The sequence below is a fragment of the Hydrogenophaga sp. UC242_53 genome, assembly GCF_042696965.1.
In the GTDB taxonomy this organism is placed as follows: Bacteria; Pseudomonadota; Gammaproteobacteria; order Burkholderiales; family Burkholderiaceae_C; genus Hydrogenophaga.
The window spans coordinates 4,808,633-4,830,787 of sequence record NZ_CP170552.1; the positions used below are offsets into that span (position 1 = coordinate 4,808,633).

Sequence of the window (22,155 nt, forward strand, 5' to 3'; positions counted from 1 at the left end):
CGGTGGACACCGACGCCGCCGGTCAATTGGACTCATGGGCGGTACCGGCGGGGGGTATCTTCTGGCACCCTGTTCACCGAGGACGTTTTCATGGCCGATGGGTCAGTTCGCCTACGCCAGCAACACCAACCGCTTCCTCGCCTGCGCCCCGCTGGCCGACCAGCCTTTTGCCGTCGCGGGCGTGCCATTCGACGGCGTGGTGACCAACCGGCCGGGCGCGCGCTTCGGCCCGCAGGCGATCCGCGCGGCCAGCCTGATGCTGTGCGACGGCATCCACCCGGTGTTCGACGTCTCGCCCCTGGCGCACCTGGGCGACGCGCTGGACCTGCGCCTGCCCAACGCCTCGCCGCTGCCCGAGGTGCGCCGCCACATCGAGGAACAGGCGGCGGCGCTGATGGCGAAGCACCATTGCGTGTTCCTGGGCGGTGACCACTCCGTGACGCTCTCGCTGCTGCGCGCCGCGAAGGCCCGGCACGGCGGCGAGCCGCTGGCGCTGGTGCACTTCGACGCGCATTGCGACACCTGGGCCGACCACTTCGGCGAACCGGCCGGCCACGGCACCTGGACCTACGAGGCCCTGCAGGAAGGGCTGGCGAGCCCGGCGCACACGGTGCAGATCGGCATTCGCTCCAGCGGCGAGCGCGCGGCGCGCGAGTACGTGGCCGACCAGGGCGGCCAGATCTTCACGGCGCGCGCGCTGCGCGGGCTGGACGGCGCGGGCCTGCAACCCGCCATCGAGGCGATCCGCGCGCGCATCGGCCAACGCCCCTGTTACCTCACGCTGGACATCGATTGCCTGGACCCGGCCTTCGCGCCCGGCACCGGCACGCCCGAACCCGGCGGCATGACGAGCTCGCAGGTGCTCACCTTCCTGGAAGCCTTGGCCGACCTGAACTGGATCGGCATGGACTGCGTGGAGGTGGCCCCGGCCTACGACCACGCCGAGCTCACCACCAACGCGGCGGCCACCTTCGTCTGGACCTACCTCAGCGGCCAGGTCGCCAAGCGGCAGAGGGGTCTCTGATGTCACTCATCGGTTCGGACACCCAGCTCAACCAGAAAAGTTACTACGAGGCCAGCGTGCAGCGGCCCGAGGTGCTGCCGCCGCTGGAAGGAGCCGTCGAGGCCGACGTGGTGGTGGTCGGCGCAGGTTTCTCCGGCCTGAGCGCGGCGCTCGAACTCGCGCAGCGCGGCCTCTCGGTGGTGGTGCTGGAGGCCGATCGCATCGGCAGCGGCGCGAGCGGGCGCAACGGCGGCCAGGCCATCGTGGGTTACGCGAGTGGGCAGGGCCCGTTCGAGCAGCAGCTCGGCGCCGAGGACGCCAGGCGCGCCTGGGACATGTCGCTGGAGGCGCTGGACCTGATCGACGCGCGCATCGCCGAACACGGCATCGAGTGCGACCGCGTCAACGGTTATGTGTACGTGGCCGACTCGGCGCGCAAGGCGCAGGAGCTGCACGAGGAGATGGAGGGCCTCAAGCGGCGCGGCCTCGCGGTGGACTGGGCCGAGGGCGCCGACCTGCCGCGCCTGATCAACAGCCCGCGCTACGTGGCGGCCGCGCGCGAGCAGCGCTCGGGCCACCTGCACCCGCTGAAGTACGCGCTGGGCCTGGCGCGCGCCGCGCAGGCCGCGGGCGCGCGCCTCTTCGAGCACTCGCCCGTGACCGGCCTGCAGCGCGGCGCCACGCTGGTGGCGAGCACCGCGCGCGGCCAGGTGAAGGCGCGTTTCGGCGTGCTCGCGGGCAACTGCATGCTGCCCGAGTACGGCCCGCGCGTGGCGCCCGAGATCGCGCCGCGCATCATGCCGGTGGGCACCTACATCCTGGGCACGGCGCCGCTGGACCCCGAGCTGTGCGCGCGCCTGATCCCGCGCAACGCGGCCGTGTGCGACAACAACTTCGTGCTCGACTACTTCCGCTTCAGCGCCGACCACCGCATGCTGTTCGGCGGGCGCGTGAGCTACACCACCCGCACGCCGGTGAACCTCGAGGCCCTGATGCGCCAGCGCATGGGCGAGGTGTTCCCCGCGCTGCGCGATGTGCCGATCGAGCACCTGTGGGGTGGCTTCGTGGACATCAGCATGAACCGCGCGCCCGACTTCGGCCGCCTCGGCGACAACCTGTATTACCTGCAGGGCTTCAGCGGCCACGGTGTGGCGCTCACCGGTCTGGCCGGCCGGCTGGTGGCCGAGGCCGTGGCCGGGCAGGCGGCGCGTTTCGACGTGTACGCGCGCCTCAAGCACCGCCGCTTCCCCGGCGGCGCGCTGCTGCGCACCCCCAGCCTGGCGCTGGGCATGTTGTGGCACCGCCTGCGCGATGTGATCTGAGTCAGCCGGCGAGGACCTGCCGCACGGCGTTGGCCAGCAACGGCCCGCAGCGCTCGATCTCGGCCAGCGGCGCGTAACCGTACCCGATCACCAGGCCGCGCAGGTCCTTGCGCTGCAGGCAGTAGGCCGAGAGCGGGCGCACCGTGAGGCCGTGCTGTGCGATGCGCTGCGCCAGCGCCCGGTCGTCCACCTCGGGCGGCAGGCGCAGGCACAGGTGCAGGCCCTGCTCGGCGCCGCTGATGCTGGGGCCGTCGGGCAGGTCGTCGCGCAGCACCGGTTTCAGGGCTTCGAGCAGGCACTGGCGGCGCTCGCCGTAGTTCTGGCGCGCGCGGCGCAGCGCGCTGGCGAAGTGGCCCATCTCGATGAACTCGGCCAGCGCGGCCTGCACCGGCATCTGGCCCGGGCGGTTGAGGTCGTAGTGGGCTTGCTTGAAGGCCGCCACCAGCGGCTTGGGCACCACCAGGTAGCCGATCTTCAGCCCCGGGTAGAGCACCTTGGAGAAGGTGCCCATGTAGAACACGCGGCCATCGGTGTCCAGGCCTTCCAGGCTGGAGATCGGCGGGCCGCTGAAACGGTACTCGCTGTCGTAGTCGTCTTCCAGCACCCAGGCGTCGTGCGCGCGCGCGGTGGCCAGCAGCTGGTGGCGCCGGGGCAGCGACATCACCGCGCCGGTGGGGTACTGGTGCGAGGGCGTGACGTAGATCAGGCGCGGCGGGCGCGCGTTGTCGGCCGTGCTGGGGTTGATGCCCTGCTCGTCCACCGCCACCGGGTGCAGGGCGAGGCCGGTGGCGATGAAGGCCTTGACCGCGCCCCAGTAGGCCGGGTCTTCCACCCACACCGTGTCGCCGTGGTCGGCCAGCAGGCGCGCGCAGAGCTCGAGCGACTGCTGGGTGCCGCTGGTGATGACGACCTGGTCGGCCTCCAGGTGCACGCTGCGGAACACGCGCAGGTAGTCGGCCACGGCGCGGCGCAGCGGCGCGTAGCCGCCCGAGTCGTTGTAGTCCAGCATGTCCGGGTAGGTCATGCGCCAGTGCTTGTTCTGCAGGCGCTGCCAGAGCGTGAGCGGAAAAGCGCTGAAGTCGGCGATGCCGGGCGTGAAGGGCTGCACCTCCAGTTCGGTGGCGCAGAAGGTGCTGGACAGCGCCAGGCCGCGTGTGGACAGGCGGGCGGCTTGCACCGTGGCGGCCGCCCGGCCCGGCCCCGGGCGCGCCGAGCGCCCTGGCGTGGTGCGCGGCACGTTGTCGTTGACGAAGGTGCCACTGCCCACGCGGCTGGCGAGGTAGCCCTCCACGCTGAGCTGGTTGATCGCGGCCACCACCGTGTTGCGCGAGAGGCGCAGGTCCTGTGCCAGATCGCGGCTGGACGGCAGGCGTTCGCCCGCGCCCAGCTTGCCGTCCAGCATGGCGCGGCGCAGCGCCTCGTAGAGCTGCCGGTGCAAGGGCAGGGCGTCCTGCGAGCCCAGGCGGCTCATTTCAGCCAGAAGAAATTCAGACAGCATGCAAAGCCTTATCCGGAGCGAAATCCCCCATCCAGGCGTACCGTGGAACCGGCTTGGCCGGGCCACAGGTGCGGTCCCCCCTCCGGGGGGAAGCCGCGTCAGCGGCGCAGGGGGGGGAGCCATTGGCACCATAACATGGGGCCAAATGGCCCTCGTTCCAATCCAATTGGCCCCCCACAATGAATGCCATTGTCTGGAGTCTTCATGAACAAGCCACCTTGCATGGTCTGGCTGCCTGCCGACCACCGCCTGATGGGCGATCACGGGCATCAGATGCCCTTTCTGTTGCTGGGTGACAAATACGCCCGGGCCGTCAAGGTCGGGGCGGACGCCCAGCCGGTGATGTTCCCGCTGGCCGACACCGGCCAGATCAGCGAACTGCTGGCCCTGGTGGACGGCGTGATGCTGACCGGCTCACCCTCCAACGTGCACCCCTCCCATTTCGACGAGGACGTGGCCGACCCCAGCCTGCCGCTGGATGCCGACCGCGACCTGCTCACGCTGGCGCTGGTGAAGGCCTGCGTGCACGAGGGCGTGCCGCTGCTGGGCATCTGCCGCGGTTTCCAGGAGATCAACGTGGCCCTGGGCGGCACGCTGCACCAGCGCGTGCACGAGGTGCCCGGCATGATGGACCACCGCGAACCCAAGACCGCGCCGCCCGACGAGCAGTACGCGCCGCGCCACGCCATCCGCTTCGCGCCGGGCAGCGTGTTCGAGGAGTGGGCCGGCGGCCGCGAGACGCAGGTCAACTCGCTGCACGGCCAGGGCATCAACCGCCTGGCCGCCGGGCTCGACGCCCTGGCGCACGCGCCCGACGGCCTGGTGGAGGCCTTCGGTGTGCGCGGCGCGCGCACCTTCGCCTACGCCGTGCAGTTCCACCCCGAGTGGCGCTGCTGGGAAACCCCTTTCTACGCCGCGATCTTCGAGGCCTTCGGCCGTGCCTGCCGCCAGCGCATGAACCTGCGCCTGCAGCACGCCGACCTCGCGCGCAGCGCCGCCAGCGCCAGCGCCTGACCCCCTTTTCGCTCTGCCGACCGCCTTACCCGAACGACAACACACCCACAGGAGATGGCACATGACAGCCCCCCAAAAGATGAGCTTCAACGATCTGGAGAACTGGCTCAACCAGAACCGCGTGACCGAAGTCGAGTGCCTGGTGCCCGACCTGACCGGCGTGGCGCGCGGCAAGATCCTGCCGCGTGAGAAGTTCACCGAGGACCGGGGCATGCGACTGCCCCAGGGCATCGTGGCCATGGGGGTGACGGGGGAGTTTCCGGCCAGCGGGCCTTACTACGATGTGATCGAGCCGACCGACCGCGACATGCAGCTGCGCCCGGACCCGACCACCGCGCGCATCGTGCCCTGGGCCACCGACCCGACGGCGCAGGTGATCCACGACTGTTTCGACCACGCCGGCAAGCTGGTGCCGTTCGCACCGCGCAGCGTGCTGCGCCACGTGTGCGACCTGTTCGACGCCGAGGGCCTGGACCCGGTGGTCGCGCCCGAGCTGGAGTTCTACCTGACCGCGCGCAACACCGACCCGAACACGCTGCTCAAGGCCCCCATCGGGCGCAGCGGCCGCGCCGAGACCTCGCGCCAGTCGTACAGCATCGACGCGGTCAACGAGTTCGACCCGCTGTTCGAGGAGATCTACGACTACTGCGACAAGATGAAGCTCAACGTGGACACGCTGATCCACGAGGCCGGCGCGGGGCAGATGGAGATCAACTTCTTCCACGCCCACCCGCTGGGCCTGGCCGACGAGGTGTTCTTCTTCAAGCGCACGGTGCGCGAGTCGGCGCTGCGGCACGACATGTACGCCACCTTCATGGCCAAGCCGATCGCGGGCGAGCCCGGCTCGGCCATGCACGTGCACCAGAGCATCCTGAACAAGGCCACCGGCAAGAACATCTTCAGCAACGACGACGGCACGCCCTCCGAGGCCTTCTACCACTACATCGGCGGCCTGCAGCGCTACATCCCGGCGGCCATGGTGCTGGTGGCGCCCTACGTGAACAGCTACCGCCGCCTCTCGCGCCACACGGCCGCGCCGATCAACATCGAGTGGGGCCACGACAACCGCACGGTGGGCATCCGCTCGCCGATCTCCAGCCCCGAGGCGCGGCGCGTGGAGAACCGCGTGATCGGCGCCGACGCCAACCCGTACGTGGCAATGGCCATGACGCTGGCCTGCGGCTACCTGGGCCTGAAGAACAAGATCAAGCCCAAGCCCGAGATGAAGGGCGACGCCTACCTCTCGCCCTACTCGCTGCCGCGCAGCCTGGGCGAGGCGCTGGACTGGCTGCGCCGCGAGACCGACCTGCACGACGTGCTGGGCAAGGAGTTCATCACCATCTACACCGAGATCAAGGAGCTGGAGTTCGACGAGTTCATGAAGGTGATCTCGCCCTGGGAACGCGAACACCTGTTGCTGCACGTCTGAGTTTGAAAGAAGAGCCCCGCATGAACACCTCCTCCCTCATCGCCCCACCCGCGCTGGTTCGCCGCGCCGAGCAGCAGGACACCAAGGCCATCCAGGCGCTGGACAGCGCGCACTTCATCCACCCCTTCACCGACCACGGTGACCTGGCCACGCGCGGCTCGCGCGTGATCACGCGCGCCGACAACATCTACATCTGGGATTCCGAGGGCGCGAAGATCCTCGACGCCATGAGCGGCCTGTGGTGCGTCAACGCCGGCTACGGCCGCAAGGAGCTGGCCGACGCCGGTTACCAGCAGACCATGACGCTGCCGTTCTACAACGCCTTCTTCCAGACCACCAACGTGCCGGCGGTGCAGCTGGCGACCAAGCTGGCGCAGCTCGCGCCGCAGGTGGGCGGGCGCAAGTTCGAGCATGTGTTCTTCAGCTCCAGCGGCAGCGAGAGCAACGACACCAACGTGCGCATGGTGCGCCGCTACTGGGACCTGCTGGGCCAGCCGCAGCGCAAGGTCATCATCAGCCGCCACAACGCGTACCACGGCAGCACCATGGCGGGCGCCTCGCTCGGGGGCATGAGCGGCATGCACGCCCAGGGCGACCTGCCCATCCCCGACATCGTGCACATCGAGCAGCCGCATTTCTTCGAGAACGCCAACCCCGGCGAGAACGAGGCCGACTTTGGCCTGCGCGCGGCGCGCTGGCTGGAGGAGAAGATCCTCTCCATCGGTGCCGACAAGGTGGCGGCCTTCATCGCCGAGCCGGTGCAGGGCGCCGGGGGGGTGATCATTCCGCCGGAGACCTACTGGCCGGAGATCCAGCGCATCGTGGACAAGCACGGCATCCTGCTGATCTCCGACGAGGTGATCTGCGCCTTCGGCCGCCTGGGCCACTGGTTCGCCTACGAGAAGTTCGGCATCCGGCCCGACCTGGTGACCTTCGCCAAGGGCGTGACCAGCGGCTACATCCCGCTGGGCGGCGTGATGGTGGGCGACCGCGTGGCCAAGGTGCTGATCGAGAAGGGTGGCGAGTTCAACCACGGCTACACCTACAGCGGCCACCCCGTGGCCTGCGCGGTGGCGCTGGCCAACATCGAGCTGATGGAGCGCGAGAAGCTGGTCGAGCGCGTGAGGGACGACACCGGCCCCTACCTGGCCGAGCGCTTCGAGGCGCTGGAAGACCACCCGCTGGTGGGTGCGGCCCAGACCTGTGGCTTCGTCGCCGGTCTGGTGCTGGTGAAGGACAAGGCCAAGAAGCAGATGTTCGACGAGGCCCTGGGCGTGGGCATGCGCTGCCGCGCGCACTGCTTCAGGAACGGCCTGATCATGCGCGCCGTGGGCGACCGCATGATCATCGCGCCGCCGCTGGTGATGACGCGCGCCCAGGTCGACGAGATGATGGAGCTCATCCACCGCTGCCTGGATGCGACCCTGGAAGAGTTGCGCGCCGAGGGCCTGCTGGCCTGACCAGGGCCCGTCCGCACCTGGAAAAGTCGCGTGAACAGGCCCTAGAATGTTTTCCGGATATTCCACCAGCCCTGTGCCTGGTGGCGCTGTCCGGCGCTGGGTCTGAATATTGCTAGCACGTTCAGCCATGTCGGCCCCGCCCGGTTGAGTTCTTTCGGTCAATTACCTCCCTGGAGTGAGCAACACCATGAAAAAGCAAGTCCTGGTTCTGGCGATGTCGGCGATCCTGCTGGCCGCCTGTGGCAAGAAAGAGGAGCCCGTCGCCGCGCCCGCGGCACCGGCGCCTGTGGCGGCCGCCCCCGCCGCACCGGCCGGCCCGGTGCTGGACGATGAAAAGGTCGTCAACGTCTACAACTGGCCCGACTACATCACCGAGTCCCTGATCGCCGACTTCGAGAAGGAATACGGCGTCAAGGTGAACTACGACACCTTCGAGAACAACGAAGCGCTGCACGCCAAGCTGGTGGCCGGCAACTCGGGCTACGACATCGTGGTGCCCACCGCCGACTTCGGCAAGCGCCAGATCGAGGGCGGGCTGTACCAGCCCATCGACAAGAGCAAGCTCAAGAACTACGGCAACCTCGACCCCGACTTCATGAGCAAGATCGCCGGCGTGGACCCCGAGAACAAGTACCTGGTGCCCTGGGCCTGGGGCTTCACCACCGTGGGCATCAACAAGCAGAAGGTCGAGAAGGCGCTGGGCGGCATGCCCATGCCCGAGAACGCCTGGGACCTGGTCTTCAAGCCCGAGTACTCCAGCAAGCTCAAGTCCTGCGGCATCGCCTACCTGGACTCGCCCAGCGAGATCCTGCCGGTCGCGCTGCACTACGTCGGCAAGCCGGCCTACAGCGAGAACCCGGAAGACTTCAAGCTCGCGGGTGAGATGCTCAAGAAGGTGCGCAAGGACGTGCGCCTGTTCTCCAGCACCATGATCGACGACATCGCCGGCGGCAAGGCCTGCGCCTTCATCGGCTGGTCCGGCGACATCAACATCGCCGCCGGCCGCGTGAAGGAAACCGGTGGCAAGGACGAGATCGTGCCGCTGCTGCCCACCGGCGGCGGCCGCGTGTTCATCGACACCATCGGCCATCCCCAAGGACGCCAAGCACGTGAACAACGCGCACGCCTTCATCGACTTCTACCTGCGCGCGACCAACGCCGCGGCCATGGCCAACGAGATGAACTACCCCACCGGCAACAAGGCCGCGCTGGCCGACATCAAGGACGAGGTGAAGAACAACAACACCATCTTCCTGGGTCCGGAAGACACGGCGCGCCTGATCCCCACCGGTGGCTTCTCCAACGACTCCCTGGGCGTGGTCAACGAAACCTACAACGCCTTCAAACGCGGCAAGTAAGCACCACCGTTCCCTTACTCAGGTAGAAGGGCCGCTCATCCTCCCCGGTTGAGCGGCTTTTTTTTGTTGGTCCAGCGAAGAAGAAACGGACATCCACATGGCAGACACAACGGGTTTTCTGGTGACCGAGAAACTGGTCAAACGCTTCGATGAAGCGGTCGCGGTCGACGAGGTGTCGCTATCGATCGGCAAGGGCGAGATCTTCGCGCTGCTGGGCAGCTCGGGCTGTGGCAAGTCCACCCTGCTGCGCATGCTCGCGGGCTTCGAGAAGCCCACCTCCGGGCGCATCCTGCTCGGCGGCCAGGATGTGGCGGCCATGCCGCCCTACGACCGCCCGGTCAACATGATGTTCCAGTCCTACGCGCTGTTCCCGCACCTGGACATCTGGGAGAACGTGGCCTTCGGCCTCAAGCGCGAAGGCCTGCCCAAGGCCGAGATCCAGCAGCGCACCGACGAGATGCTGGCCCTGGTGCAGCTCACGCCGTATGCCAAGCGCAAGCCGCACCAGCTCTCGGGCGGCCAGCAGCAGCGCGTCGCGCTGGCGCGCAGCCTGGCCAAGCGGCCCAAGATGCTGCTGCTCGACGAACCGCTGGGCGCGCTGGACAAGAAGCTGCGCGAGCAGACGCAGTTCGAGCTGGTCAACATCATCGAGAAGGTGGGCGTGACGGTGGTGATGGTCACGCACGACCAGGAAGAGGCCATGACCATGGCCAGCCGCATCGCCATCATGAGCAAGGGCCGCGTGCTGCAGGTGGGCACGCCCGAAGAGATCTACGAGCACCCGAGCAACCGCTTCGTGGCCGACTTCATCGGCAACGTCAACCTGTTCGAGGGCCGGCTCAGCGTGGACGAGACCGACCGCTGCGCGGCCACCACCGGCATCGGGGAAATCCACGTCGGCCATGGCGTGAGCGGCACGCTCAACATGCCGGTGGCGATCGCGGTGCGGCCCGAGAAGATCGAGATCGGCAAGCGCCGACCGGACGGCGCCGGCCCCAACCTGTTCACCGGCAAGGTCAAGGAGATCGCCTACTTCGGCTCCTACAACACCTACATCGTGCTGGCCACCGACGGCAGCAAGGTCAAGATCACCGAGGCCAACACCTCGCGCCACGACCTCTCCGACATCACCTGGGAAGACGACGTGTACTTCTGGTGGGACGACCGCGCCGGCGTGGTCTTGCGCGATTGACCCCCTGCGCCGCTTCGCGGCTTCCCCCTGAGAGGGGGATGGCGCGAGAGGCCCGGCGAAGCCGGTTCCTCCGCACCCCTGGACAGCGTGTTTGGTTCGCTTACTTTTGCAGGAACTTCGTATGGCCTCAATACCCCTTCCCGGCAAGCGCTTCGTGATCGGCGTGCCGTACGGCTGGCTGATCCTGTTCTTCTTCCTGCCCTTCCTGATCCTGCTGTACATCAGCTTCGTGGACATGAGCGGCGACATCAGCCCGTTCAAGCCCATCTGGGACCCGGTGAGCGGCATCCTGAGCCTGAAGTACGAGAACTACCTCTCGATCTTCCGCACCGAAGAGGGCGCGCCGCTGTTCCGCACGCTCTACATCGACGCCTACCTGCGCTCGATCTGGTACGCGCTGTGCACCGCCATCCTGTGCCTGATCATCGGCTACCCCTTCGCGTACTTCATCGCGCGCTCGCCCGCCAGCGTGCGCCCGGCGCTGCTGCTGATGGTGATGCTGCCGTTCTGGACCTCGTTCCTGCTGCGCGTCTACGCCTGGAAGGGCATCCTGGCCGACCAGGGCGTGCTCAACCGCCTCCTGATGTCGATCGGTCTGACCAGCGAGCCCATCCCCATGCTGTACACCAACGTCTCGATGCTGATCGGCATGACCTACGTGTACCTGCCGTTCATGATCCTGCCGCTCTACGCCAACCTGGTGAAGATGGACTTCCGCCTGCTGGAGGCCGCCTACGACCTGGGCACCTCACCGTTCAAGGCCTTCTGGCTGATCACGGTGCCGCTGTCCAAGGCCGGCATCGTGGCCGGCTTCATGCTGGTCTTCATCCCCTGCGTGGGTGAGTTCGTGATCCCCTCGCTGCTGGGCGGTCCGGAGAACCTCATGATCGGGCGCGTGGTGTGGGACGAGATGTTCACCGCCAACGACTGGCCGCGCGCGACCGCGCTGGCCGTGGTGATGATCGCGCTGATCGTGATCCCGCTGGCGCTGTACTACCACTACAGCAGCGATCCCGCCGAGAAGCGCTGAGGAGTCGGACCATGAAACAAGTCCTTGAAAAACACTTCGGCAAGTTCTGGCTGGCGCTGGTGTTCGCCTTTCTCTACCTGCCGCTGGTCTTCATGATCGTGTTCTCGTTCAACAGCACGCGGCAGGACGCGCGCTTCACCGGCTTCTCGCTGCGCTGGTACGAGGCGCTCACGCGCGACACCAAGATCGTCGAAGGTTTCTGGCTCTCGCTCAAGGTGGCGGCCATCACCGGCGTGCTCTCGGCGGTGCTGGCGCACCTTCGCGGCGTTCGTGCTGGTGCGCTACCGGCGCTTCCTGGGCCGCACCGTCTTCAGCGGCATGGTGAACGCGCCGCTGGTGATGCCCGAGGTGATCATCGGCCTGTCGCTGCTGCTGCTGGCCGTGGGCGCGCAGAACCTGTTCGGCTGGCCGCAGCGCGGCATGCTCACCATCATCCTGGGCCACACCCTGCTGGGCATGGCCTATGGCGTGGTGGTGATCCAGTCGCGCCTGCTGGAGATGGACCGCTCGATCGAGGACGCCGCCATGGACCTGGGCGCCCGGCCGCACCAGGTGTTCTTCCTGATCACGCTGCCCAACATCTTCCAGGCCCTGCTCGCGGCCTTCCTGTTGGCCTTCACGCTGTCGTTCGACGACGTGGTGATTTCCGAGTTCCTCTCCGGCCCGGGCGTGAACACGCTGCCGCAGGTGATCTTCGGTTACGCGCGGCGCGGCATCAACCCGACCATCTACGCGGCGGCCACGCTGCTGATCGTGACGGTGACCATCGTGATCGTGAGCTATGCGATCTGGGTGGCGCGCGCCACGCGGCGGCGCGAGCGGGAGATCGCGGCGGCGCTCAAGAGCTGACGCGGCCCCGCTGCCGATGTCCAAGGCCACCTTCGGGTGGCCTTTTTGTTGGCCGGCCGGCTGAACTTTCATGGGGTGCCCCTCACTTGCCTCTGGTCCGTCTTCATCCCAGAGGAAACCATGAACACCGAGGACTACCAGAACCTCATCCGGCGCTTCTGTGAGCAGGAGCGGCTCGACCCCGACGATCTCTTGCGCGATGGCCTGCTCACCGTGGACGGGCGGCGCGTGGCCATCCATTTCGAGCCCGGCATCAGCGCCGATCACATTCTGGTCCGGGCCGAGCTGGGCGAGATCCCGGCCTTCCTCCGGCCTCAGTGCCATCGGTCCATGCTCACAGCCAACCATCGGTGGGGACTGGGCGGGACCACATTCAGCGTGCCGCCGGATTCGGAGGAAGCCGTGCTGACCTCCCGGTTAGCGGTCCATCCCTCCATGGCCGCGCCCGAGCTGCGCCACGCATTCGATGCGCTGGGTGTCTTGTTCAGGCATTGGTCCAACACCGTCGAAGACCTCCACCGCAACCTCTCACAACCCTGAAAAATCCCATGAACAGCAGCTTCCACATCGATCGGTCCGCCGCTCACATTCCCCATGCCATCGATCTCAATGAGGTGGCCTTGGAGGTGCCCCGGAATCTCACGGAGCCCCATAGAGAGGTCTCTCGGGAGGAGGTGGTGTCTCAACTGAGCCACTTGCCGGTCGACAACCCGCCGCGGTCGGGGATTGGCCTGTCGAGCGGTGCGGGGATCGTCCGCCATGAAACCCAGGTCAACCCGCCTGGTGGGTCGAGCGGACTTCCTGTGGTCATCGCCCAAGCGCGCAGCGATCAGCCGCTTGGCATGCCAGTCCTCACGAACAACCAATTGTCGGAGCGCCCGCGGGCGCGCAATGACGATTCCTACGAGGATCTTAAGAACAGCTGCCGCGAGTACTGGCAGTGCGTGGAAACGGACGATCGATGCGTTCAAAGAGCGCGCTGTTTGACGTTTCACGGCACATCCCTGGGACTGACCGTGGCCAGCGGCGGCGTGTACGCCGTGGGGCTCGGCGTGGTTTATTGCTGTGCGCTTTTCTGTCTCAGTGGAGGAAACCAGGGCGGCGGGAAAAATCCGTGCTTGCCCAAGACCTTCTCGAAGAGCTGTCTTCCGAGCTGCTGATCGGTTGAAGATGCCGGGTTCGGCCACCTTCGGGTGGTCTTTTTTCGGGTGACGCACTGGATCGTTGCCAGCTCGAAAAAGTGGATACGCAGTTCGTCGCGTTTCGGGCGTAGCATGGGGCCAATCCTTGGCCCAGCAACCCCGGAACCCGCTTCATGACCGACCTCTCCTTCGACGGCCGCGCCTTCATCAACGGCGAGCGCATCGCCGCGCGCGACGGCCAGACCTTTGACTGCATTTCGCCGGTGGACGGCCGTTTGCTCACCGCCGTGGCGCGCTGCGGCGAGGCCGACATCGACGCGGCCGTGGCCGCCGCCCGCGCGGCCTTCGAGGACCGCCGCTGGAGCGGCATGGCGCCCGCGCAGCGCAAGCGCGTGATGATCAAGTTCGCCGAGCAGCTGATCGCCCACGCCGACGAACTGGCGCTGACCGAAACCCTGGACATGGGCAAGCCCGTGAAGTACGCGCGCAGCGTGGACGTGAACAGCGCGGCCAATTGCATTCGCTGGTACGGCGAGGCGGTGGACAAGGTGTACGACGAGATCGCGCCCACGCCCAGCACCGCGCTGGCGCTGATCACGCGCGAGCCGGTAGGTGTGGTGGGGGTGATCGTGCCCTGGAACTACCCCATGATCATGGCGGCCTGGAAGATCGCGCCCGCGCTCGCGGCCGGCAACTCGGTGGTGCTCAAGCCGAGCGAAAAATCGCCCCTCACCGCGCTGCGCCTGGCCGAACTCGCGCTGGCCGCCGGCATTCCACCCGGCGTGTTCAACGTGGTGCCGGGCTATGGCGCCGAGGCCGGCAGCCCACTCGCGCTGCACATGGACGTGGACTGCATCGCTTTCACCGGCAGCACGCGCGTGGGCAAGCAGATCCACGTGATGGCCGGGCAGAGCAACCTCAAGCGCGCCTGGACGGAGCTGGGTGGCAAGTCGCCCAACATCGTGTTCGCCGACTGCCCCGACCTCGATAAGGCGGTGGAGGCCGCGGTGGGCAGCATCTTCTTCAACCAGGGCGAGAGTTGCAACGCGCCGTCTCGGCTCTTCGTCGAGGCCTCGATCAAGGAGGCCTTCCTGGAGAAGGCCCTGAAGCTGGTGCCGCAGTACCAGCCGGGCAACCCGTTGGAGAAAAGCACCGTGATGGGCGCGATCGTGGACCGCACGCAGCTCGACACCGTGCTGCGCTACATCGACAGCGGCCAGCAGGAGGGCGCGAAGCTGCTCGCCGGTGGCGCGGCGGTCGAGCCCGTGAAGGGCGGTCTGTATGTGCAACCCACCATCTTCGACGGCGTGACGAACACCATGACCATCGCGCGCGAGGAAATCTTCGGCCCGGTGCTTTCGGTGCTCTCGTTCACCGACGCGGCCGACGTGGTCAAGCAGGCCAACAGCAACATCTACGGCCTGCAGGCCGCGGTGTGGACGCGCGACATCAACAAGGCGCACGGCGTGGCGCGCGCGCTGCGCGCGGGCACGGTGCACGTGAACTCCTACGACGAGGACGACATCACCGTGCCTTTCGGTGGCTTCAAGCAGAGCGGCGTGGGCCGCGACAAGTCGCTGCACGCCTTCGACAAGTACACCGAGACGAAAACCACCTGGATCCGGATCGACAGCCCCCTCTGAGGAGACCTGACATGAACGCACCGCAGAAAGCCGCCAACCTGAACGCCCCGCACACCAACGCCAGCTGGCACGCGCGCCGCCAGGCCGCCACGCCGCGCGGCGTGGGCGTGTTCGGCGACTTCTTCATCGAGCGCGCGAAGAACGCCGAGTTCTGGGACATCGAGGGGCGCCGCTTCATCGATTTCGCCGGCGGCATCGCCGTGCTCAACACGGGTCACGTGCATCCCAAGGTGCAGGCGGCGATCGCCGCGCAGCTGCAGCGCTTCACGCACAGTTGCTACCAGGTGGTGCCCTACACCGAGTACGTGGCGCTGGCCGAGCGCATCAACGCGCTGGTGCCGATCGACGGGCCGGTGAAGACGGCCTTCTTCTCCACCGGTGCCGAGGCGATCGAAAACGCGATGAAGATCGCGCGCTCGGCCACCGGGCGCACCGGTGTCATCGCTTTCGGCGGTGCGTTCCATGGCCGCACCATGTTCTCGGTCGCGCTCACCGGCAAGGTGCAGCCGTACAAGGCCGGTTTCGGCCCGTTCCCGCCCGAGATCTACCACGTGCCCTTTCCGGCCCAGGGCGCCTCGCTGGATGAGACGAAGCACGCCATGGAGCAGCTCTTCAAGTGCGACATCGAGCCCTCGCGCGTGGCGGCCATCGTGTTCGAGCCGGTGCAGGGCGAGGGCGGTTTCAACGTGATCCAGAAAGAGGCCGTGCAGTGGCTGCGCGCGCTGTGCGACCAGCACGGCATCCTGCTGGTGGCCGACGAAGTGCAGACCGGCTTCGCGCGCACCGGCAAGATGTTCGCCATGGAGCACTTCGGCGTGAGCCCCGACCTCATGACCATGGCCAAGAGCATGGCCGGGGGCACCACCTTGTCGGCGGTGAGCGGCAAGGCCGCCGTCATGGACGGCCCCGCGCCCGGCGGCCTGGGTGGTACCTACGCGGGCAACCCGCTGGCCATCGCGGCCTCGCTCGCGGTGCTCGATGTGATGGAAGAAGAGCAGCTGCCCGCGCGCGCGCAGAAGCTGGGCGACCAGCTCATCGCCCACCTGATCTCGCAGCGCGCCCTGTACAAGTCCCGCATGGGCGACGTGCGCGGCCTGGGCGCCATGGTGGCCTGCGAGTTCATCGACCCGGCCACCGGCGCGCCCGATGCCGACACCACCAAGCGTGTGCAGATGGCCGCTTTGAAGCGCGGCCTGCTGTTGCTCACCTGCGGTGTGTACGGCAACGTGATCCGCTTCCTGTTCCCGCTCACCATCGAGGACAACGTGTTCGCCGAAGGCCTGGCCGCGTTCGATGCCGCGCTGGCCGAGGTGCTCGCTTGAGCCTGGTGGCGCACGCTGGAGGAACGCGTCGCGGTCCTGCGCGCGCAGGGCATCCATTCGGTGCTGGCGCACCTTCACCGACCTGCTGGGTGCGCCCAAGGGCAAGCTCGTGCCGCTGGAGCGCCTGCAGCAGGCGGTGGAGCAGGGCGCCGGTTTCTCCGGTCCCAGCATCGCGGGCACCGGCCTGCCGCGCATGGGCGCGCGCAGCGAGTACATGGGCCGGGTGCGGCCCGAGAGCCTGCGGCCCATGCCCTTCATGCCGGGCGTGGCGCACGCGGTGTGCGACGGTTACGCCGGCGGCGAGCCGCTGGACACCTGCCCGCGCCAGGTGCTGCAGCGCCAGGTGGCGCGCCTGAAAGCCGAACGGGGCTGGACGCTGTGGGTCGGCATCGAGCCCGAGTTCTTTCTGCTGCAGCGCGACGCGCAAGGCCAGTGGCGCTTGGCCGATGGGGAAGACAGGCTCGCCAAACCGTCCTACGACCTGCAGGCCATGGGCCGCAACTTCGGTTTTCTCGACGAGATGCGCCGCACGCTGGAGGCGCTGGGCTTCCAGCTGGAGCAGATCGACCACGAGGACGCGAGCGGGCAGTACGAGATCAACTACCGGCACGACGACGCGCTCGCCGCCGCCGACCGCTACCAGCTCTTCAAGCTCGCCGCGCAGGCGGTGGCGCGGCAGCACGGTCTGGTGTTCTCCACCATGCCCAAGCCGCTGGCGCACGCGCCGGGCAGCGGCCTGCATTTCCACCTGAGCCTGACGGACGAGCAAGGCCGGCCCGTGATGGCCGATCCGGCCGGCGTGCTGGGCCTGAGCGAGACCGGCCAGCGCTTCGCCGCCGGCCTGCTGCACCACGCCGACGCGCTGGCCGCGCTGTGCGCGCCCACGGTCAACAGCTACAAGCGCCTGGCCGCGAGCCGCAGCGCCTCGGGCACCACCTGGTCGCCTGTGTGGAAGGCCCTGGGCGACAACAACCGCACCTGCCTCGTGCGTGGCGTGGCCGGGCGCATGGAATGGCGCCTGCCAGACCCGGCGTGCAACGTCTACGTGGCCATCGCCGCCACGCTGGCCGCGGGCCTCTCGGGCATCGACCAGGCGCTGCCACCGGTGGCGCCCTGCGAGGATGACCTGTACGAGCGCCACGCCATGGGCGATGCCCTGCCCGCGCGCCTGCCGCGCGACCTGCTCGCCGCGCTCGACGCCCTGGCGGCGGACGCGGCCTTGCGCGAGGCCGTCGGCCCCGCCCTCTGCGCGCAGTTCCTGGCGCTCAAGCACGACGAATGGGCGGCCTGGAGCCAGCAGGTGAGCGAGTGGGAACTGCGGCGCTACGCCGACGCGCCCTAGCCGGCGCGGCCGGTTTCGGGATAATCGCGCCCTTGTGAGCCTGCCCGAACCGACCACCCCCCCCGCCAAGACCTGGACCAAGACCGCCGACCGGCCGCTGCGCAGCTGGTCCAAGTCGCTGGGCATCTGGGTGTTCGCGCATTTCGTGGACGTGCCCGTGCCCTGGCGCGCTGTGCGCCAGACCGATGCCCGGGCCTTGCTGGCGTATGAACACGAGCGCCTCGTGGCCCTGGCGGCCGCTGGGGAGCACGTGCCCCCGGTGCTGGCCTTCGACGGGTTCACGCTCACCACCGGCGACATCGGCGAGACGGTGGACCTGCAGCTGCACCGCCTGCCCGAGGGCGAGCGCCTGCCGTTGATGGTGGCGGCCAGCGCCGACCTCGCGGCCTTCCACGCGCGCGGCCAGTGGCACGGTGGGGCCCAGTTGCGCAACACCACCTGGGACGGCCGGCGCTTCGCGCGGCTGGACTTCGAGGAGCGCCTGCGCCCGGGCATGGCGCTGGAGACCGTGCAGGTCTACGACGTGCTGCAGATGCTGCTCTCGCTGGCGCGCTACCTGCAACCGCTGGGGCCCGGCGCGGTGCTCGCCGTGCTGCAGGCCTATGAGCAGGGCGGCACGGGCGGACCGGCGCTGCGCGCCTTCATCGCCCACCTGCTGCCGCGCTTGCAGCGCGTCTCGCGCATCGCGGCGTGGTCGAAGCGGCTGGACGGCTCGCGGGAGCTGATGCGTTTGCGCACCGTGCTCGAAGGCATGGCGGCGTTTGTGGCGTCGCCTACCTGATCTGCGCGCCGCTTCTGGGCCTCAGGTCTTGTAACCCGGATCGAGTTTGTCCACCTTGCGCAGCAGCGCCGGCCACGCGAGCTGCGCGCCCTGGCCGGCGGTGGCGATGCGCATCACGTCGGCCATGCCGGCGAGGATGCGGGGATCGACCTGCGTGAGTTCACCGCCGCCGGCCAGCGCGTCGATCTGGATGCGGCAGGTGTTCTCGAAGGTGTACATGGACAGGAAGGCGTCGGCGATGGTGCGGCCCACGGTGAGCAGGCCGTGGTTGCGCAGCACGAGGTAGTTGGCCTGGCCCAGGTCGGCTTGCAGGCGCGGCTTCTCCTCGGGGCGGAAGGCCACGCCCTCGTAGCCGTGGTACGCCAGCGAGGCCAGCACGAAGGTGCTCTGCTGGCTGATGGGCAGGATGCCGGCCTTCTGCGCGCTCACGCCCACGCCCGCGCGCGTGTGGGTGTGCAGCACGCAGCCGGCCTCGGGCCGCGCTTCGTGCACGGCGCTGTGGATCACGAAGCCGGCCGGGTTCACCGGGAAGGGCGAGTCGTGCAGCTTGTTGCAGGCCATGTCGACCTTGACCAGGCTGCTGGCCGTGATCTCGTCGAACATCAGGCCGTAGGGGTTGATGAGGAACTGGTGTTCGCCCCCGCTCACGCTGTCGGGCAGCTTGGCGCTGATGTGGGTGAAGACCAGGTCGCTCCAGCCGTAGGCGGCGACGAGGCGGTAGCAGGCGGCGAGGTCGCAGCGCAGCGCCCATTCTTCGGCGCTGACGACTTCTTTCAGGGAAGGGATGTGCATGCGAAGCGCTCCGTGGGGCAGGACGGCCATGCTATCGCGCGCCCTGCGGGGCCGCTGTCACCTGTGCGTGGCGGGCTTGCCACGCTAGTCCGTCTTCTCGTGCTGCTCCCGACTTTCCCCGTTCATGGAATCCGTCCGCTGATTGTGTTGCCCTTGTCCGCTTCTCGGCGTTGTCCGTTGACGTGCGTTGTTGTTGGACTCATTGCCGTGGCCGACGTGGAGCTGGGTTTCCGACTCAATGGCTAGCTCGATGTGCTGGTGCGAGGCCTTCATGGAGCTTTTCGTGCCGGCCGTATTCCCGGACTGGGTTAGCGAATCTGTCTCCTGCGGACTCTGCAGTTCTCCGTTCTCCCGACGTCGAGCGGAGGACGCCTCGATGCGTTCAAAGTGATCGCCCGCCTCACCGTGAATCGAAAGTCGGTGCCGGATGTGAACCATGTTTTCGGCAGGGTCGTTGAGGGCATTCCCCTCGGCGTCGTACATGACGGTGGTGCTTTCCCCATGCAGTGCGAGGGGGCGATTCAGCACCCGGGCCAGGCACGGAAGCACCCGCGTGGGCAGATAGCACCCGTCTTGTTCGTAGTAGCGGGCAACGGAGTGCAGCAAGGCAGCTCTTTGACTCTCCTCGTTCAGCCATCTGTTTGCCACCAAGGGGTGTTGTTCGGGCCTGGATGCTTCGAGTTCACTTCGCAGTGTCTCCGGCAGGGTTTCAAGCAGGCGGTTGCCGTCCAGAACCGCATATGCCGGCTCTCCGGCATCCGCACGCATCTGAGAGACGGCCTGTTCCAGGTGGTGCTCCACCAAGTTGAGACTTTCCGCAGAATCGGCGCTGTTCTGCGCCAATCGGCGGATCTGGTTGCACAGGGCTGCCCTGATGCGAGCGGCGTCGCACCTCCACTCGCCGCCATCGAGGACGTCGGCAGCGGCGTGCAGAAGACAGTCGCCGCCGCCGGCTGTGCGGGGCCACTTCGCTTCCAGGTTGAGCACGGCGCCGCGAAGCACCGTGACGCCCTGCAACGCCGCGAGGTACCAGTCTTTGGAAGGTATCAGTGATTGGATGGCGCTGACGGGCTGGTTCATGGCGACGCGCGAGCCACCCCGACGCGCCACTTCTTTCACGGTGATGCCGGGTCCGGTGAGCCAGCCGTGTCCTCGCCGAAGATGCCCATGGAAGAAGCAGGCAAGCAGGATGACGCCGAAGACCCCGTCGATTCCCTCGTTGAGGCCGCGAAACGCGAAGGTCCTCCATGAGTCGCTCGAAAACATCCCAAGCTCCCGGTTCATGCCACTGTAGTCGGGGTGCAGGAGGTTGCGCAGGGCCACCCAACGGCTCAACGTGATGCTCATCCCCGCATACAACACCATGTGGGTGCCCAATCGCAGGAGGTGGGTTCTGGTGTTTGCATTCAATGCCCAACGCAGAGCGCGCTCTGGATGCAGACGAACTTCAGGAAAAATGCGGCCGGCCTGAGCCTGAATGAAGTCGCGCGTCAGTGCGGCGATGGCGATGCCGAGGTAGTTGGTCGCGGTGTCCGTCCTCGACAGGTCGCTTTCCTGCCTGTAGACGGAGGCAAGGGTGAGGGCGACGCCCACGGCGGCGGTCCCGACGCCGATCCAGGTTCTTGCCGAGCGCCGTTCCCAGGTGCCGGCCGAGCCGAAGAAAAAACCCGCGAAAGCCACCGCTACAACGCTGATGGCCGCGATTCCGTGATGCGCCCCCGGCACTCCCTCAAAGCGGTCTTGGTTTTCCTCCGTCCCCAGGATCTGGGCCAGTCTCTGGGCGGTGGACTCCTGCTGCGCTTGCGGCACGCCGTGACACAGGATGCGGGCACTCAAGGTGACGGCAAACCCCACCCCAGACGAGATGATGCTGGCGGACATGTCGCGCAAGCCCGTCCAGAGCGCCATCGCCAAGATGTCGCCGATCTCAATGGCACTGTGGGGGGAGACGGTGAGTGGATAGATCGGCCCGTAGATCGGATGTGTGAGGGGGGCAGAGACCTTGTTACCCATGCGCCAACCAGACCTTTCTCCAGCCCATGGCCTGTGTCGCCAGGTTTTCCAGGCGTTGGGCAAGATCTTCGGCACGCATGTCTTGCAGGCGCTCTTCCATGCACAGCAGCAGGTTGCGCTCCGTGTCCGCGCCAAAGGTGGGCGAACCGCCGCCGTACAGGGTCAGGTTCAACTGGAGCAGCGCCAGCAGAACGTCGGCGCTGCGCACCTCGGGCACCGGGCCGAACACACAGTGGATGAACAAGGCCTCGGGGTCGATCGAGCGGTGGCTCACGAGGCACTCGACGCCGTCCACCTGGAATGTGGCGCATCGGTAGTCTTTCATGGGCAGATCCAGCCACGCGGTGGCGGGCGCCACGCCCACCAGTTCGCAAGTGGCGTTGATGAGGGGGCCGAAGGCATCGGGGCCTTGTGGGGTTGCAGGAGGAGATTCGAGTTTCATCGCGACGGGGGGTCTGTCGAAGCTGCGGGTGCGCAGCGGGCTTGCGCACGGGGGGTGGCCTGGGTGCGCACTCAGCGTGCCACGGCCGGGCACGAAGGCTTGAGTGCGGGGGCTATCCCGGTGGTTCGCGATGCGGGCCGTTTTTTGCGCGTCCAGCGCAGGGAGCGCGAAGCGCGCTTCAGCGCGCGGGCTGCGTCAACCGTTCGAGTTCGCCGAGCCAATGCATCGCGTGCTCCCGGCTGTTGCCGCACATGGCGGCCTGCGGCTGCAGCGAGCCGCACACGGCCGGGCGCTCGGGCCGGCCGAACAGGCGGCAGCGCAAGGCGGCATCGAGGTGCGGGCAAGGCACGCCGGCAGGCTTGCCATGGGGCAGGCCGGGCAGGGGGCTGCTGATCGACGGCGCGGTGCAGCAGGCGGCGCAGCCGGGCCGGCAGGCCATGGCGGAAGCAGGGGGGAGCATGGGTGGCATTGTCGCGCGCGGGCAGGGGCTTACACTGGTCCATCGCTGGTGCCCCTGGGTGCC

At 67.7% G+C, this 22,155-nt stretch carries 19 protein-coding genes and 1 pseudogene; 15 read left to right on the forward strand and 5 right to left on the reverse strand.

Going from position 1 to position 22,155, the window contains the following annotated elements; translation table 11 throughout:
* The first annotated feature begins 97 nt into the window (after window positions 1–97).
* Both speB and ACFJI0_RS24190 read left to right on the forward strand, forming a co-directional pair.
* Window positions 98–1,024 carry an agmatinase gene (gene speB / locus ACFJI0_RS24185; RefSeq protein WP_382322655.1) on the forward strand — a complete coding sequence of 309 codons (927 nt, stop codon included), beginning with the start codon at window positions 98–100 and terminating at the stop codon, window positions 1,022–1,024.
* Window positions 1,024–2,325, forward strand: a complete 1,302-nt coding sequence (locus ACFJI0_RS24190) for an NAD(P)/FAD-dependent oxidoreductase (RefSeq protein WP_382322656.1) — start codon at window positions 1,024–1,026, stop codon at window positions 2,323–2,325. Before speB ends, ACFJI0_RS24190 begins: the two co-directional genes overlap by 1 nt.
* A gap of 1 nt (window position 2,326) precedes the next feature.
* Here ACFJI0_RS24190 and ACFJI0_RS24195 read toward each other — a convergent pair whose 3' ends face one another.
* Entirely contained in the window at window positions 2,327–3,823 is a 1,497-nt protein-coding gene (locus tag ACFJI0_RS24195; RefSeq protein WP_382322657.1) for a PLP-dependent aminotransferase family protein, read from the reverse strand.
* 204 nt (window positions 3,824–4,027) lie between these two features.
* Between ACFJI0_RS24195 and ACFJI0_RS24200 the strand changes: the two genes are divergently transcribed.
* The 13 genes and pseudogenes from ACFJI0_RS24200 (at window position 4,028) to ACFJI0_RS24260 (ending at window position 18,385) form a co-directional block, all read left to right on the forward strand.
* Window positions 4,028–4,837, forward strand: coding sequence for a gamma-glutamyl-gamma-aminobutyrate hydrolase family protein (locus ACFJI0_RS24200; protein WP_382322658.1), 810 nt, complete (start codon window positions 4,028–4,030; stop codon window positions 4,835–4,837).
* 61 nt (window positions 4,838–4,898) lie between these two features.
* Window positions 4,899–6,266 (forward strand): glutamine synthetase family protein, encoded by a 1,368-nt coding sequence (locus ACFJI0_RS24205; protein WP_382163578.1) that lies wholly within the window; start codon window positions 4,899–4,901, stop codon window positions 6,264–6,266.
* Window positions 6,267–6,286: 20 nt separating this feature from the next.
* Window positions 6,287–7,726: an aspartate aminotransferase family protein gene (locus ACFJI0_RS24210; protein ID WP_382322659.1), complete on the forward strand. Its 1,440-nt coding sequence runs from the start codon at window positions 6,287–6,289 to the stop codon at window positions 7,724–7,726.
* Window positions 7,727–7,913: 187 nt separating this feature from the next.
* On the forward strand, window positions 7,914–9,110 hold the full coding sequence (locus tag ACFJI0_RS24215) for an extracellular solute-binding protein (protein ID WP_382322660.1): 1,197 nt from the start codon (window positions 7,914–7,916) through the stop codon (window positions 9,108–9,110).
* 71 nt (window positions 9,111–9,181) lie between these two features.
* Window positions 9,182–10,276: an ABC transporter ATP-binding protein gene (locus ACFJI0_RS24220; protein ID WP_382322661.1), complete on the forward strand. Its 1,095-nt coding sequence runs from the start codon at window positions 9,182–9,184 to the stop codon at window positions 10,274–10,276.
* A 121-nt stretch (window positions 10,277–10,397) separates the two neighbouring features.
* On the forward strand, window positions 10,398–11,306 hold the full coding sequence (locus ACFJI0_RS24225; RefSeq protein ID WP_382322662.1) for an ABC transporter permease: 909 nt from the start codon (window positions 10,398–10,400) through the stop codon (window positions 11,304–11,306).
* A gap of 11 nt (window positions 11,307–11,317) precedes the next feature.
* Window positions 11,318–12,155, forward strand: a pseudogene (locus ACFJI0_RS24230) (ABC transporter permease).
* Between the two features lie 120 nt (window positions 12,156–12,275).
* Window positions 12,276–12,695 (forward strand): hypothetical protein, encoded by a 420-nt coding sequence (locus ACFJI0_RS24235; protein ID WP_382322663.1) that lies wholly within the window; start codon window positions 12,276–12,278, stop codon window positions 12,693–12,695.
* A gap of 8 nt (window positions 12,696–12,703) precedes the next feature.
* On the forward strand, window positions 12,704–13,315 hold the full coding sequence (locus tag ACFJI0_RS24240; protein WP_382322664.1) for a hypothetical protein: 612 nt from the start codon (window positions 12,704–12,706) through the stop codon (window positions 13,313–13,315).
* Between the two features lie 155 nt (window positions 13,316–13,470).
* On the forward strand, window positions 13,471–14,940 hold the full coding sequence (locus ACFJI0_RS24245; RefSeq protein ID WP_382322665.1) for an aldehyde dehydrogenase: 1,470 nt from the start codon (window positions 13,471–13,473) through the stop codon (window positions 14,938–14,940).
* Window positions 14,941–14,951: 11 nt separating this feature from the next.
* Window positions 14,952–16,262, forward strand: coding sequence for a 4-aminobutyrate--2-oxoglutarate transaminase (gabT, locus tag ACFJI0_RS24250; protein ID WP_382322666.1), 1,311 nt, complete (start codon window positions 14,952–14,954; stop codon window positions 16,260–16,262).
* A 109-nt stretch (window positions 16,263–16,371) separates the two neighbouring features.
* Window positions 16,372–17,604: a type III glutamate--ammonia ligase gene (locus tag ACFJI0_RS24255; protein ID WP_382322667.1), complete on the forward strand. Its 1,233-nt coding sequence runs from the start codon at window positions 16,372–16,374 to the stop codon at window positions 17,602–17,604.
* 34 nt (window positions 17,605–17,638) lie between these two features.
* Window positions 17,639–18,385 (forward strand): hypothetical protein, encoded by a 747-nt coding sequence (locus ACFJI0_RS24260; RefSeq protein ID WP_382322668.1) that lies wholly within the window; start codon window positions 17,639–17,641, stop codon window positions 18,383–18,385.
* A gap of 21 nt (window positions 18,386–18,406) precedes the next feature.
* On the opposite strand, the gene ACFJI0_RS24265 is transcribed toward ACFJI0_RS24260, so the two are convergent.
* From ACFJI0_RS24265 to ACFJI0_RS24280, 4 genes are all read right to left on the reverse strand, one after another.
* Window positions 18,407–19,177: a class II aldolase/adducin family protein gene (locus ACFJI0_RS24265; protein WP_382322669.1), complete on the reverse strand. Its 771-nt coding sequence runs from the start codon at window positions 19,175–19,177 to the stop codon at window positions 18,407–18,409.
* 84 nt (window positions 19,178–19,261) lie between these two features.
* Window positions 19,262–21,190 carry a hypothetical protein gene (locus ACFJI0_RS24270; protein ID WP_382322670.1) on the reverse strand — a complete coding sequence of 643 codons (1,929 nt, stop codon included), beginning with the start codon at window positions 21,188–21,190 and terminating at the stop codon, window positions 19,262–19,264.
* Window positions 21,183–21,632 (reverse strand): CesT family type III secretion system chaperone, encoded by a 450-nt coding sequence (locus tag ACFJI0_RS24275; protein ID WP_382322671.1) that lies wholly within the window; start codon window positions 21,630–21,632, stop codon window positions 21,183–21,185. Before ACFJI0_RS24275 ends, ACFJI0_RS24270 begins: the two co-directional genes overlap by 8 nt.
* A 178-nt stretch (window positions 21,633–21,810) precedes the next feature.
* On the reverse strand, window positions 21,811–22,071 hold the full coding sequence (locus ACFJI0_RS24280) for a YkgJ family cysteine cluster protein (RefSeq protein WP_382325812.1): 261 nt from the start codon (window positions 22,069–22,071) through the stop codon (window positions 21,811–21,813).
* Window positions 22,072–22,155 lie beyond the last annotated feature (84 nt).